Source organism: Oleiphilus sp. HI0061 (assembly GCF_001635675.1).
Genome location: NZ_LWFE01001665.1, coordinates 1 through 12,324, shown reverse-complemented (window position 1 = coordinate 12,324; position 12,324 = coordinate 1). Strand labels below are relative to the sequence as shown.

12 protein-coding genes are annotated in these 12,324 nt (G+C 44.5%); 11 read left to right on the top strand and 1 reads right to left on the bottom strand.

The window, feature by feature from the left end:
- Nucleotides 1-29 precede the first annotated feature (29 nt).
- The 11 genes from ispG (at nt 30) to A3735_RS25595 (ending at nt 11,880) form a co-directional block, all read left to right on the top strand.
- Nucleotides 30-1,142 carry a flavodoxin-dependent (E)-4-hydroxy-3-methylbut-2-enyl-diphosphate synthase gene (gene ispG / locus A3735_RS25645; RefSeq protein ID WP_068634066.1) on the top strand — a complete coding sequence of 371 codons (1,113 nt, stop codon included), beginning with the start codon at nt 30-32 and terminating at the stop codon, nt 1,140-1,142.
- 74 nt (nt 1,143-1,216) lie between these two features.
- Complete coding sequence (hisS, locus tag A3735_RS25640; protein ID WP_082880608.1) at nt 1,217-2,491, top strand: histidine--tRNA ligase; 1,275 nt, start codon at nt 1,217-1,219, stop codon at nt 2,489-2,491.
- A 168-nt stretch (nt 2,492-2,659) separates the two neighbouring features.
- Nucleotides 2,660-3,319 carry a tetratricopeptide repeat protein gene (locus A3735_RS25635; RefSeq protein WP_068634064.1) on the top strand — a complete coding sequence of 220 codons (660 nt, stop codon included), beginning with the start codon at nt 2,660-2,662 and terminating at the stop codon, nt 3,317-3,319.
- Nucleotides 3,320-3,479: 160 nt separating this feature from the next.
- Nucleotides 3,480-4,724, top strand: a complete 1,245-nt coding sequence (bamB, locus tag A3735_RS25630; RefSeq protein WP_068634063.1) for an outer membrane protein assembly factor BamB — start codon at nt 3,480-3,482, stop codon at nt 4,722-4,724.
- Nucleotides 4,725-4,734: 10 nt separating this feature from the next.
- On the top strand, nt 4,735-6,177 hold the full coding sequence (gene der, locus A3735_RS25625; protein WP_068510592.1) for a ribosome biogenesis GTPase Der: 1,443 nt from the start codon (nt 4,735-4,737) through the stop codon (nt 6,175-6,177).
- Nucleotides 6,178-6,216: 39 nt separating this feature from the next.
- On the top strand, nt 6,217-6,468 hold the full coding sequence (locus A3735_RS32715; protein WP_068510590.1) for a cysteine-rich CWC family protein: 252 nt from the start codon (nt 6,217-6,219) through the stop codon (nt 6,466-6,468).
- Nucleotides 6,469-6,746: 278 nt separating this feature from the next.
- A complete protein-coding gene (locus A3735_RS25615; RefSeq protein ID WP_068510587.1) occupies nt 6,747-7,823 on the top strand; it encodes a Glu/Leu/Phe/Val dehydrogenase dimerization domain-containing protein in 1,077 nt (358 codons plus the stop codon).
- A gap of 10 nt (nt 7,824-7,833) precedes the next feature.
- Nucleotides 7,834-9,021 (top strand): pyruvate dehydrogenase (acetyl-transferring) E1 component subunit alpha, encoded by a 1,188-nt coding sequence (gene pdhA / locus A3735_RS25610; protein WP_068510584.1) that lies wholly within the window; start codon nt 7,834-7,836, stop codon nt 9,019-9,021.
- Between the two features lies 1 nt (nt 9,022).
- Entirely contained in the window at nt 9,023-10,084 is a 1,062-nt protein-coding gene (locus A3735_RS25605) for an alpha-ketoacid dehydrogenase subunit beta (RefSeq protein ID WP_068510657.1), read from the top strand.
- 2 nt (nt 10,085-10,086) lie between these two features.
- A complete protein-coding gene (locus A3735_RS25600; RefSeq protein WP_068634062.1) occupies nt 10,087-11,304 on the top strand; it encodes a dihydrolipoamide acetyltransferase family protein in 1,218 nt (405 codons plus the stop codon).
- A 159-nt stretch (nt 11,305-11,463) separates the two neighbouring features.
- Nucleotides 11,464-11,880, top strand: a complete 417-nt coding sequence (locus A3735_RS25595; RefSeq protein ID WP_068510580.1) for an MAPEG family protein — start codon at nt 11,464-11,466, stop codon at nt 11,878-11,880.
- A gap of 17 nt (nt 11,881-11,897) precedes the next feature.
- Here the strand turns inward: A3735_RS25595 and A3735_RS25590 are convergent, their stop codons facing one another.
- Nucleotides 11,898-12,236 carry a hypothetical protein gene (locus A3735_RS25590; RefSeq protein WP_068507198.1) on the bottom strand — a complete coding sequence of 113 codons (339 nt, stop codon included), beginning with the start codon at nt 12,234-12,236 and terminating at the stop codon, nt 11,898-11,900.
- Between the last annotated feature and the right edge of the window lie 88 nt (nt 12,237-12,324).

The window sequence follows — 12,324 nt, the reverse complement described above, 5'->3', positions numbered from 1 at the left end:
TGGCCTTCTCAGGTCAAAGGATTAAATGAATGAAGTTTGAATCGCCTATAAAACGCAGAAAATCCAAGAAGATATGGGTTGGAGATGTGGCTGTCGGTGGCGATGCACCTGTTGCTGTGCAAAGTATGACCAATACTGACACCTGTGATGTTGACGCGACGGTAGCCCAAATAAAGGCATTGCAGGACGCAGGTGCCGATATCGTGCGTGTTTCGGTTCCTAGCATGGAAGCGGCAGAAGCATTCAAAGAAATTAAGAAGAAGACCTCTATTCCACTTGTTGCTGACATTCACTTTGATTACAAAATAGCCCTAAAAGTAGCCGAATACGGCGTGGATTGTCTGCGTATTAACCCTGGTAATATAGGTAAAGAGGACCGTATTAAAGCAGTAATTGACTGTGCTAAAGAGAAAAATATCCCGATTCGTATCGGAGTTAATGCGGGCTCATTAGAAAAAGATTTGCAAAAGAAGTATGGCGAGCCAACCCCTGAAGCCTTGGTGGAGTCGGCAATGCGTCATGTTAATATCCTGCGGGCTCATGATTTCGATAACTTTAAGGTCAGCCTTAAAGCTTCAGATGTTTTTATGACAGTTGCTGCGTATCGAATGATTGCTGATCAAATTGAACAGCCTTTGCATTTGGGTATTACCGAAGCCGGGGGTTTTCGATCAGGTGCGGTTAAGTCTGCCGTGGGTTTGGGGATGTTATTAATGGATGGCATTGGCGATACGATTCGAGTGTCGCTTGCTGCCGACCCTATTGAAGAAATCAAAGTTGGTTTTGATATTCTTAAAAGTTTAAAGATTCGCTCAAAGGGTATTAATTTTATTGCCTGCCCAAGCTGCTCTCGACAAAACTTTGATGTTGTTCAGACAATGAATGAATTGGAAGAGCGCTTAGAAGACGTCACGACGCCATTGGATGTCGCGATAATTGGCTGTGTTGTAAACGGTCCGGGTGAGGCTAAAGAAGTAGACGTTGGTCTGACCGGTGGCTCGCCGAATAATTTACTTTACCTTGATGGAAAGCCGGACCATAAATTAGCTAACACAACACTTGTTGATGATTTAGAGCGAAACATCAGGTCCAAGATCGCAGCCAAAGAGGCCCAGGAGTCTCAGGTGATTGCAAAAGCATAGAATTTAACACTGTAATTTTTCCTCTTGCTTGCTAAGTGAGCTCGAGAGAAGTTCTAGATAATAAGGATTAAACCTTGGCAAAAATACAAGCTATCCGTGGAATGAATGATTTGTTACCCGGGCAATCTGCAGTTTGGCAGTACTTGGAAGGGCATATAAAAGGTGTGCTCCAAAGTTATGGCTATCAAGAAATTCGCATGCCTATTGTCGAGCAGACAGAACTATTTAAACGCTCTATCGGAGAAGTTACCGATATCGTTGAAAAAGAAATGTATACCTTTGAAGATAGAAACGGTGACAGTTTAACCCTGCGCCCTGAAGGAACTGCATGCTGCGTTCGAGCAGCCGAGCAGCATGGTCTATTGTTCAACCAGACTCAGCGCTTGTGGTATACAGGGCCGATGTTCAGACATGAGCGTCCACAAAAAGGAAGATATCGCCAATTCCATCAGGTCGGTGTTGAGTGTTTTGGTTTTAAAGGGCCTGATATTGATGCTGAGTTGATCATGATGACTGCTCGCTTGTGGAAGCAGCTTGGTTTATCTGAACATGTGGTGTTAGAGATAAACTCTTTAGGCTTGCCTGAAGAGCGCAAGGCCTTTAAAGATGCATTAGTTGCTTATCTTGAAGGTTATGCTGATCAGCTTGACGAAGATAGTCTGCGTAGGATGAAAACCAATCCTCTAAGAATCCTGGATAGCAAAAATACTAAGACCCAAGAGATTCTCGCGAATGCGCCAAGTCTGTTCGATTTCTATGGAGACGAGTCTAAGGATGACTTTAACGAGCTGTTGTCGCTGCTGGATCATGCAGATATCAAGTATCGTGTTAATCATGGCTTAGTACGAGGTTTGGATTATTATTCGAAAATGGTCTTTGAGTGGGTGACAGATGCCTTAGGTGCTCAAGGCACGGTATGTGCTGGTGGGCGCTACGATGGTCTGGTTGCTCAGCTTGGCGGAAGGCCAACTCCGGGAGTTGGTTTTGCAATGGGGGTAGAGCGTTTAGTGCTACTGCTTGAAGAGCTGAAGCTTGTCCCTGAGTCGGTAAGCGAGCATGTCGATATTTTTATTGTGGCGGCAGGAGAAGGTACTTTACATAAAGCCTTTGAAGTTGCTGAGTTGCTTAGAAGTGAAACTTCCTTGAGAGTACTGCAGAATGCAGGCGGTGGTAGTTTCAAGAGTCAGATGAAAAAAGCTGATAAGTCTGGCGCACCTCTTGGTATCATTATTGGCGAACAGGAGCTGGAAAATGATACGTTGGTAGTCAAACGACTAAAAGGTGAGGGTGGGCAAAAGCTGGTTAGTTTTGCAGAGCTCTTAACAGAAGTGAATTCTGCATTTAGTTAAAGCTTGGGAGTTGCCGGGAATTTGGCTGTATTGCCAAAAAGTAAGCAACACTAGCTGTTTTTAATGCTGCGAACTCGACCGAGTCGGTTATAATGCAGCGCAATACAATGATAACGAAGGTGCCCTGTAAGGGTGCCAAGACAAAAACAAGGTAGACAGGAGCAAGACGTGGACAACCTTTCAACAGAAGATGAACAACTGGCGGCATTGAAAAAGTGGTGGAGCGATAACGGTAATTCACTATTGATGGGTATTGGTGCAGCGCTGGTTATTGTGTTTGGCTGGAAGGCTTACCAGAACAATGTGATTCAGGAAAAAACAGCAGCGTCTTTGCAGTATCAACAATTGGTAACAGTCGCTACGCAAAACGATTTTGATAGTGAAGACGAAGCGGAAACAGTCAGCTACTTGGCAGAGCAACTGAAAGATGAGTTTGAGGGCACTGAATACGCTTTGTATGCTGCGATGTTTATGGCAAAAGACCTGGTAGAAGACAAAAACTACGAAGGTGCAGCAGAGCAGCTAAATTGGGTTTTATCAAAAACAGAAGATGTTCGTCTTCAACATATTGTCACCGCTCGTTTAGCTCGTATTTTATCTGCGCAAGAAAAGCATGACGATGCTTTGGCCTTGCTTAAGCCAAGTGAAGAGGCGTTTAAAGCGAGCTACCTTGAAATAGAGGGTGACATTAAAAAGCGACAAGGTGATATCCCTGGCGCTATCGAGGCATACAAGAATGCTTTCGAACTTATTAAAGAAGAGCCTCAGGCGCAACCTTTGTTGGCGGTTAAGCTGTCAGACTTAGGTATCGATCCTAAGACCCTATAATCAATTTTGCCCCTTTTTGTCAGCCAGCATTGCCTAGGCTGAAAACTACAAAGGGGCGAGAATTTATCTTTCAAAGGCAGCTAAGCTCTGCCTTTTTTGTTTTTATATAGTGTTTGAAGTAATCATACAGAACGCTAAGTTGCATTAGGGATTTCATAGCATGGCGCTAGAGAAAATACATCGGTGGTGTAAAAAGGTCGCCTTTCTTGGCCTTTTGTCTTGTTTGCTAGCTGCTTGTAGTAGTTCGCCAGTAAATCAGCCTGCAGAGCTTGATATCGACTTCAAAGACCAAATTAACTTTAAACGTATATGGAAGAAGTCGGTAGGAGAAGGTGATCAAGAACTAAAGCTTCAGCTTTCACCTATCCTTAGAGATGATAAGATTTACTCAGTCGATACTGAAGGCTTACTTAGTGCTATAGATCGTTTATCCGGTAAGACTCTCTGGAGTCATGAGCTGGATGAGACTATTAGCAGCGGCTTAGCAGTTGACCGAGATAGCCTCTATGTTGTGACGTTTTCTGGTTATTTAGTGTCACTACAACTTGAAAATGGCCAAGAGAATTGGCGCTCTCCGCTAAGCAGTGAAGCAACGGCTCCGCCAGCAGTAAACGGAGAACTGGTGATCGTTCAAACTATTGATGGCAAAGTTGCTGCTTTCGGGGCACAAGATGGCAAGCAACGCTGGCGTCATGATAGTGTTGTGCCGATACTTTCCTTACGAGGTACTGCCAAACCTTTAGTATCGAGGAAGTATACGGTGACTAGCTTCGCCAATGGTGAGTTGCTCACATTGAGGAACGACATTGGTTTGCCTCTCTGGAAAGCAACACTTGCTCTACCAAAAGGGCGCACAGAACTAGAGCGTTTGGTCGACTCGGATGGTCAGCCTTTGCTTGATGGTGATACCCTTTATGCAGCCGCTTACCAAGGTAAAATATTTGCTTTAAGTGCGCTCGATGGGCAGGAAATTTGGTCTAAAGAAATTTCATCTTTTAACAAGCTCGCGTTAGGCTTTGGCAAGCTCTTTGTTACCACGGATAAAGGTGAGATTATTGCGCTTGATAAGCAAAGTGGAAAGGAGTTGTGGCGAAATGAAGAGTTCTTATATCGTCGTTTAGGCTCACCAGTGGTCTTTGACCAGTTTGTGATGGCCGCTGATTTCGAGGGCTATATCCATGTGCTATCAGTGCTGGATGGAAAAGTACTTGCACGGAAATACCCTGACAGTGATGGTGTCATGGGTGAGATGATTGTAAAGGGCGACCGGCTATATGTTTATGCACGTTCTGGTGACATAGTATCGTATCAGTTGAATTCGAAGGTAAAGGACCTTAGACCCTTGGGTTCGAGGTTTAGAAATAGAAGACTTTTCGAAGAGTCGTCTAACGAATATAGAGATTAAAGGTAGATAGATGGTTCCTGTAATAGCGCTAGTAGGTCGTCCTAATGTAGGTAAATCTACCTTATTCAATCGTTTGACCAAAACAAAAGATGCAATTGTCGCAGACTACGCAGGCTTAACTCGGGATCGTAAGTACGGCTCTGGAGTGGCGTTGGATAAGAAGTTCATTACTATCGATACCGGTGGTATAAGTGGTGATGAAGTCGGGATCGATGCTGTCATGGCTGAGCAGTCCTTGTTGGCAATAGAAGAGGCTGATCTAATCTTCTTTGTTGTGGATGGCCGGGATGGATTGACCCCTATTGATGAAGAGATAGCTCGTCATATCCGACAAACGGGAAAACCTTATACCCTGGTTGTTAATAAAATTGATGGCCTTAATGCTGATACTGTTGCCAATGATTTCTACTCGCTGGGTATGGAGAAGCTGCGCTTAACCGCAGCCTCTCATAACCGCGGTGTTAAATCGCTGATCGAAGATGCAATGGAGGACTTCCCGGAACAAATCGAGGAAGATGATGAAGCAAATGGTTGTAAAATTGGTATTATCGGACGACCAAATGTTGGTAAGTCTACCTTGGTTAATCGACTGCTTGGTGAAGACCGTGTTGTTGTTTATGATCAACCTGGTACCACGAGAGATAGCGTCTATATTCCTTACGAACGCCGAGAAAAGCCCTATACCTTGATCGATACGGCAGGTGTGCGCCGTAGGAAAAATGTTAAAGAGGCGGTAGAGAAATTCTCCATCATCAAGACCTTGCAAGCGATACAAGATGCCAACGTTGTTGTTGTCGTTATCGATGCCAGAGAAGGTGTCGTTGAGCAGGATCTTCACCTGATTGGCTTTGCTATGGATGCCGGGCGAGCGCTGGTATTGGCGGTCAATAAGTGGGATGGAATGACCCAAGATGACAAAAAATCAGTAAAGAGAGAGTTGGATAGACGTTTAGTTTTCCTTGACTATGCTCCAATTCATTTCATCTCAGCCAAACATGGAACCGGGGTGGGGGATTTATATAAGTCTATCGACCAGGGTTATAAATCTGCTTTCGATAAGTGGCCGACCAAACGTTTGACAGAGTTGCTTTCAGATTTAGTATCTGATCACCAACCACCAATTGTTCGTGGCCGACGGGTCAAGCTTCGTCATGCTCACCAGGGGGGATCAAATCCGCCTATCATCGTAGTGCATGGATCTAAGACTGATGACCTGCCAGATAGCTACAAACGTTATCTAGAGAAGAGCTTCAGGAAAGTACTTAAGATTAAAGGTACACCAATTCGTTTTGAATTTAAGTCGAGTGATAACCCTTTCGCTAGTCCGACTAACAAAATGAATGAGAAGCAGAGAGCTAAAAAAGCCCGTATTACCAAATCCAGAGAATTTGGTAACCGCCGTGGTAAAAACTCAACACGTAAGAGTAAAGGAAAGGGCAGTACTTCTCGTTAATTGATTTTAACGAGGGCTTGCCTAGGTGTTTAGCTTTCTATGACTGAACTGCATCCCCCTAAAGAAGATATTTGCCCCAGATGTGGCAAAGCAAACCTATGCTTGAATGTCATTAAAAAAGACCTTTCAACGGGGGCTATGATACCACCTAATACTGTTAGTATTCGGGAAGAGCCTTGTTGGTGCGCCTCCGTTAACTTGAACTCTAATCAACGTGCTGAAGCATCAAAATTTGGTAATGGTTTATGTTGTTTGTGCGCAAGCTGCATTGCTGAAATTCAAGCGATATAGCTGCCCTATTACCACTTTAAAAAAAGAAAAAGCCTATTTCCCCCTGTATGTGATCTCGTAAATATTTGTTACTTTCCCTTCACAGAGCCTTTTAAGTCGCTTTATACTCGAACTGTAGTGTGCAAAAAATAAACAGTTTTTGCATCACACCAAAATTTATATTTGCGCGTTCCCTCTATCGACGCGAGGTTACCACCTCTTACGACTTGTTTGAGTAGTCGTGGTCATAAGCCAGTATATATTCAAACAATCGTAAGTTATTCTGAGAGGATAGCATCATGTTTGAATTACTGGATCAACACCAGGTCAATGAGCTGCACGTTAGGTACGATGTTAGTAGCGGTCTCAGGGCATTCATTGCCATCCACAATACTGCACTGGGTCCTGCACTGGGCGGCTGCCGTTTTATTAAATACCCAAGTGAATCACACGCCCTTCAAGATGCGCTGAACTTAGCTAAAGGCATGAGCTACAAAGCTGCCTTGGCAGAGCTTCCTCAAGGCGGTGGCAAGTCGGTCATCATGGTTCCTGATCGTCACTTTGATCGAAGGTCATTATTTAGTGAGTTCGGGCGCTTTGTTGAATCCTTAAACGGTCGGTATATTACTGCGATTGACTCCGGCACCAGTGCGAGAGAAATGGATATTATTCAGACTGTGACATCGCATGTTACCAGTACGAGTGATGCTGGTAACCCGTCAAGTTATACCGCTGCTGGTGTATTTGAAGGAATAAAGGCAAGCGTCAATTTCAAGTTAGGAACAGAAAGCTTAAAAGGTCTACGTATTGCTATTCAGGGAATTGGCAATGTTGGTTACGAACTTGGTTTGCTGCTCGCAGAATCTGGTGCAGAGATTGTTGTGGCTGATATTAATAGAGAAAGGGTTGAGTCCGCCTTAAGAGAGTTTGCAAGTCACGCAGTCAGCCCTGAGCAGATTGTTCAGGAGCCATGCGTTGTCTTTGCCCCCTGCGGTTTAAGTAATGTCATCAATGAGTCTTCCCTTGAACGTTTGAGCTGCCGAATAATTGCCGGGTCAGCAAACGTTCAATTAGCGAAACCTGAGCTTGGGCAGCGCCTGCATGAAAAGGGAATATTGTACGCTCCCGATTACGTGATTAACTCTGGAGGTTTGATTTATGCCTCGCTAACCCACAGTGAGTCTTTGCGTTCGGACTTTGAGCTGGTTTCAAGAAATGAAGTTTTACAGGCCAGAATACATGAAAAAATATTGCAGATAGGTCGAACCTTAGAAGAGGTTTATCAAGGCTCAAGCTCAAAAGGCAGGGCAACAAGTGTTGTTGCCGACCAGCTAGCCGAAGAAAAATTGACTCGTCTTCAAGACTTTGCAGCATAGAGGAGGCGGTATGAAATCTTATACTTTTGAAGAAAACCTTAGGTTTGATGTAAGTTTTTCGAAATTTCTTGGCGATGACGGGCAGCTTAAGCAGTCTTTACCGGATTCTCTACTGCTCAAAGAAGAAATGCTAAAAGCTTATGAAACGATGGTTTTGATCAGAGCTTTTGACCATAAGGCTATCGCTTTACAACGAACTGGCAAGCTTGGAACTTACCCTTCAGTTCTAGGCCAGGAAGCAATTGGTACGGCCATTGGTATGGCGCTCAGCCCAGATGATATTTTTGCGCCTTATTACCGCGACTTCGCTACCCAATATTTGCGAGGGGTGTCTTTAAAAGAGATGTTGATGTATTGGGGAGGCTTGGAACGTGGTAGTGATTATAAATCATGCCCAAATGATTTCCCTGTTTGTGTGCCAATAGCGACACAATATGGCCACGCTGCCGGTGCAGCTGTTGCTCTGAAAACCAAAGGCATACATCAAGCATCTCTTGTTACGTGTGGTGAGGGCGCGACCTCGAAAGGCGACTTTCTCGAAACACTAAATCTGGCAGGGGCGTGGCAACTACCCTTGGTAATGGTTGTAAATAACAATCAATGGGCTATTTCGACCCCCCGCGATATTCAGTGCGGCGCGCAAACGATTGCCCAAAAAGCGATTGGCGCCGGGATTGAGGGACTGGTTGTTGATGGTAACGACTATTTTGCCGTGCGTCATGCAGTCAATATAGCACTGGAGAAAGCCTACGCAGGTAAAGGTGCAACGCTTATTGAAGCGGTGAGTTATCGCTTAGGGGATCATACTACCGCCGATGATGCTTCACGTTATCGCAGTGATTCTGAGCTGAAGTCAGCCTGGGACAAGGAGCCTATTTCAAGACTAAAAACTTTTTTACTGTCTAAAGGATACTGGTCGGAATCCAAGGAGAAAGAACTTCTCATACGAATTAAGAAGAAAATTAGTGAGGCTGTTGAAGCCTATCTTATAGAGGAGGATGACGTACCTGAGGCGATGTTTGATTATCTCTTCGAAACACTACCTGAGCCACTGCTTGACCAATACGCGCAGGTCAAATTGCTTGGTATGAAAAACACTAAAAAAATAAGCCCGCAATGTGAAGGGACAAGGTTTGAAAATACCGACGCTCAGGATAAGTTGAAGCCAGTTGATATGGAGGGGCATAGCCATGAATGATATGAATCTTACTAAAGCAATAGATGACTGTGCTCCTGAAAGTGTTGGCGCATCGAAGGTTTGTATTATTGAGGCCGTTAATATGGCATTGCATCGCGCAATGGCAGAAAGTGAAGAAGTGGTTGTGCTTGGCGAAGATGTTGCCGTTAATGGCGGTGTTTTTCGCGCAACGGAGGGCTTACGAGAAGCATTTGGTGTGCGTCGGGTTATGGATACACCACTAGCTGAAACGATGATTGCAGGCATGACTATAGGAATGGCAGCTCAAGGCCTGCGTCCGGTTGCAGAAATACAGTTTATGGGCTTCATTTATGCTGCAATGGAGCACTTGGTTAGCCATGCTTCACGTATGCGTAATCGCACACGTGGGCGCCTTTCTTGCCCAATGGTTATTCGCGCCCCCTATGGCGGGGGAATTCATGCACCCGAACATCATAGTGAAAGTACCGAGGCAATGTTTGCACATATTCCGGGTATTCGGGTTATACAGCCTAGCTCTCCAAAAAGGGCTTATGGACTGCTTTTGTCAGCGATTCGTTCCAATGACCCTGTTATATTTTTGGAGCCAAAACGCATTTATCGTTTATTTCATAGTGAGGTAAAGGATGATGGTGAAGGCTTGCCATTGGATAAGTCCTTTCTATTGCGTCAAGGAAGGGATATGACTTTAGTCTCATGGGGGGCGAGCATAAATGAAACTATGCAAGCGGCAAGTTTATTGGCTAGGGATGGGATTGAGTGTGAGGTGATAGACGTTGCCAGTATTTCTCCTATAGACCACGATACTATTATCCAGTCGGTTCAAAAAACTGGTCGCTGCATAGTTATTCATGAGGCGCCAAGAAGCTGTGGGCTGGGTGCGGAGATTGCAGCAACGCTTTCTGAAAGAGCCTTCCCTTACTTAAGGGAACCCGTGGCGAGAATCACTGGTTATGACACGGTAATGCCATATTTTCGTAACGAATCAAACTACCTGCCCGGCGTAGAGCAAATAACCGAATTGGCAGCGGTGATGTGCAGGGCCGCAACACCGGTTGACGCAGACGGAAACAAGGAGGCTTAGCTATGAGCAAATTTTATCTACCTGATCTCGGTGAAGGCCTCCAGGGTGCAGAAATTATTGAGTGGAAGATTAAGCCTGGCGATATGGTCTTGGTTGATCAGTTGATTTTAGTTGTCGAAACGGCAAAAGCTATTGTGGAAATTCCATCTCCTGTGGAAGCTAGAATCGGGAAAATTCACTGTAAAGCGGGCGACATGGTTGATGTGGGTTCAGTGTTATTAGAATACACTGAGAAGGAAAATGCTGAGTCCCCGATAGGTAAAGATACTTCGATATCGGAGTATCTAGGCGTCTCTCAAAATGTGCAAAAGAGCGTATCGGTCGTTGGAAGTTTGCAAACTGCAGAAGGTGAAAAGGATGTCGATCAATATGAGGATATGATTGTTGATCATGCCAGCCCGCCTGACAGTGCGCTTTTAAAGCAGAAACAGACTTTAAATGCGCCGCCTTCTGTCAGGGTCTTTGCAGAAAAAATAGGCCTGACAGAACAGCTCAGTGAAAAGTCTTATGGGATGCTTACAGAGAAAGGAATTCTGGAAGCTCATTACAAGAAGAATGAGCTGAAAGGAAGTTCTCCTGGGAGATGTGGTGATTCAATCACTAAATTAACAGGTGCCAGGAAAGTCATGGCGCAAACGATGAGTAAATCTCATGAACACATTCCAGCCGTAACGCTGTTCGATGATGCCAATATTTGTACTTGGAAGAAAAGTGAGGACATCACGCTCCGATGTATTAAGGCACTTGTCTTTGCGTGTATGAAGGAGCCAATACTCAATGCCTGGTTTGATGAGGAAGCTTTAGGTATTCAGTTATTCGAAGATATTCATTTAGGTGTGGCGGTTAATTCCGCGCAGGGTTTATACGTTCCGGTGATTCGAAAGGTGCAAACTCTAGACGATGCTAGAATCAGAAAAATCATGAAGAAACAGATTCAATCAGTTCATGACCGTACGATTAAGCCTCAAAAGCTACTTGGTGCAACGATTAGTCTAAGCAACTTTGGCTCGTTAAGCGGGCGTTACGCTACACCTATAATTGTTCCGCCACAGGTTTCGATCATGGGTGTGGGGAAAATTCGTGATGAGCCTGTCGTTGAAAACGGACAGATAAAGGTTGGTCGAGTTATGCCTATATCGCTGAGCTTTGATCATCGCGCAGCCAGCGGTGCAGAGGCGGCCAGGTTTATGCAGGCTTTTATCGAGTCGTTAGAGTCTTAAGGGCTCTCTGGTGCTTTGTTTCTCTGAGTGATCTACAGAGTTTCAAGTCTATACAAGTGATTGACCAAGGTCTCGCTTTATGTGAATGTGGTCTTGCGTTTGTGCATTAGTCAATACCGCACAATAGATAGGTACTCCACAACAATAGACGAGACTTTTATGGATACAGTTAGAATTATCTATCCCGCTATCGCGATGTTTTTATTAACCTCTTTTTTAGTTTTTAAACTAGGGTTAACACGCTTTGCGGCAATTAAACGCGGTGAAGTTAGTATGAAGTACTATCGTTCATACAATGAAGGGCAGGAGCCGCAAAGGCTCCATATTCTCACTCGCCATATTCATAACCACTTTGAGGTACCACCCTTATTTTATGTTGGGGTTATACTCACTTATATCACGGATAGCGTTGGTCTTGTGTCAGTTGTCGCTGCTTGGTTGTATGTGGCTTTGCGGCTAGTACATTCTTTTGTCCACTTGGGTAACAACAATGTCAGCCTAAGGTTTGCGAGCTTTGCTGCGAGTATGATGGCTTTAGCAGTGTTGTGGCTCGCCATGTTGTTTGCGTTGGTATAGTACTCGTAAGCACTTGTTTATCTGTCACATCGCAGTAACTTGAAGCGTTGTTTTCCCTCAAGAATCTCTGACTCTGGCCAGATCGCATTTGCCTTTTGCTCAAATGCTGCGTTCTGTGCCAGAATTTGAAGTTCTTCACTTATGGCTTTATCACTTCGTGTAATAAAAGCGTTTTCTGTCGGTACACTCGCTTCAAATGTATTGATCAATTCGCAGTTCTCGTCATTGGCAAAGATGATGTGCTTGGCTCCAGGGTTTAGTTCAATAAATGAGCAGCCAGAGAGCGCTGTACCGAGTATGAGTGCAGTAAACTTTGAAGACCGTTTGACTGAGGGGTAGCTATATTTAAGCAGCATCGTTATCGTCCTTTATTGTGACTAACGCATAGCTGACTGAAGGCATTTCCTTGCATCCATTTATACGTTTTTGGTTGAGTTTCATTCT

What these genes read in the sequence shown, in the direction of transcription:
- A3735_RS32715 (WP_068510590.1), top strand. Translation starts at nt 6,217, where the DNA reads ATGACTGAACTGCATCCCCCTAAAGAAGATATTTGCCCCAGATGTGGC.
- ispG (WP_068634066.1), top strand. Translation starts at nt 30, where the DNA reads ATGAAGTTTGAATCGCCTATAAAACGCAGAAAATCCAAGAAGATATGG.
- A3735_RS25600 (WP_068634062.1), top strand. Translation starts at nt 10,087, where the DNA reads ATGAGCAAATTTTATCTACCTGATCTCGGTGAAGGCCTCCAGGGTGCA.
- pdhA (WP_068510584.1), top strand. Translation starts at nt 7,834, where the DNA reads ATGAAATCTTATACTTTTGAAGAAAACCTTAGGTTTGATGTAAGTTTT.
- bamB (WP_068634063.1), top strand. Translation starts at nt 3,480, where the DNA reads ATGGCGCTAGAGAAAATACATCGGTGGTGTAAAAAGGTCGCCTTTCTT.
- der (WP_068510592.1), top strand. Translation starts at nt 4,735, where the DNA reads ATGGTTCCTGTAATAGCGCTAGTAGGTCGTCCTAATGTAGGTAAATCT.
- A3735_RS25615 (WP_068510587.1), top strand. Translation starts at nt 6,747, where the DNA reads ATGTTTGAATTACTGGATCAACACCAGGTCAATGAGCTGCACGTTAGG.
- A3735_RS25605 (WP_068510657.1), top strand. Translation starts at nt 9,023, where the DNA reads ATGAATCTTACTAAAGCAATAGATGACTGTGCTCCTGAAAGTGTTGGC.
- A3735_RS25595 (WP_068510580.1), top strand. Translation starts at nt 11,464, where the DNA reads ATGGATACAGTTAGAATTATCTATCCCGCTATCGCGATGTTTTTATTA.
- A3735_RS25590 (WP_068507198.1), bottom strand. Translation starts at nt 12,236, where the DNA reads ATGCTGCTTAAATATAGCTACCCCTCAGTCAAACGGTCTTCAAAGTTT.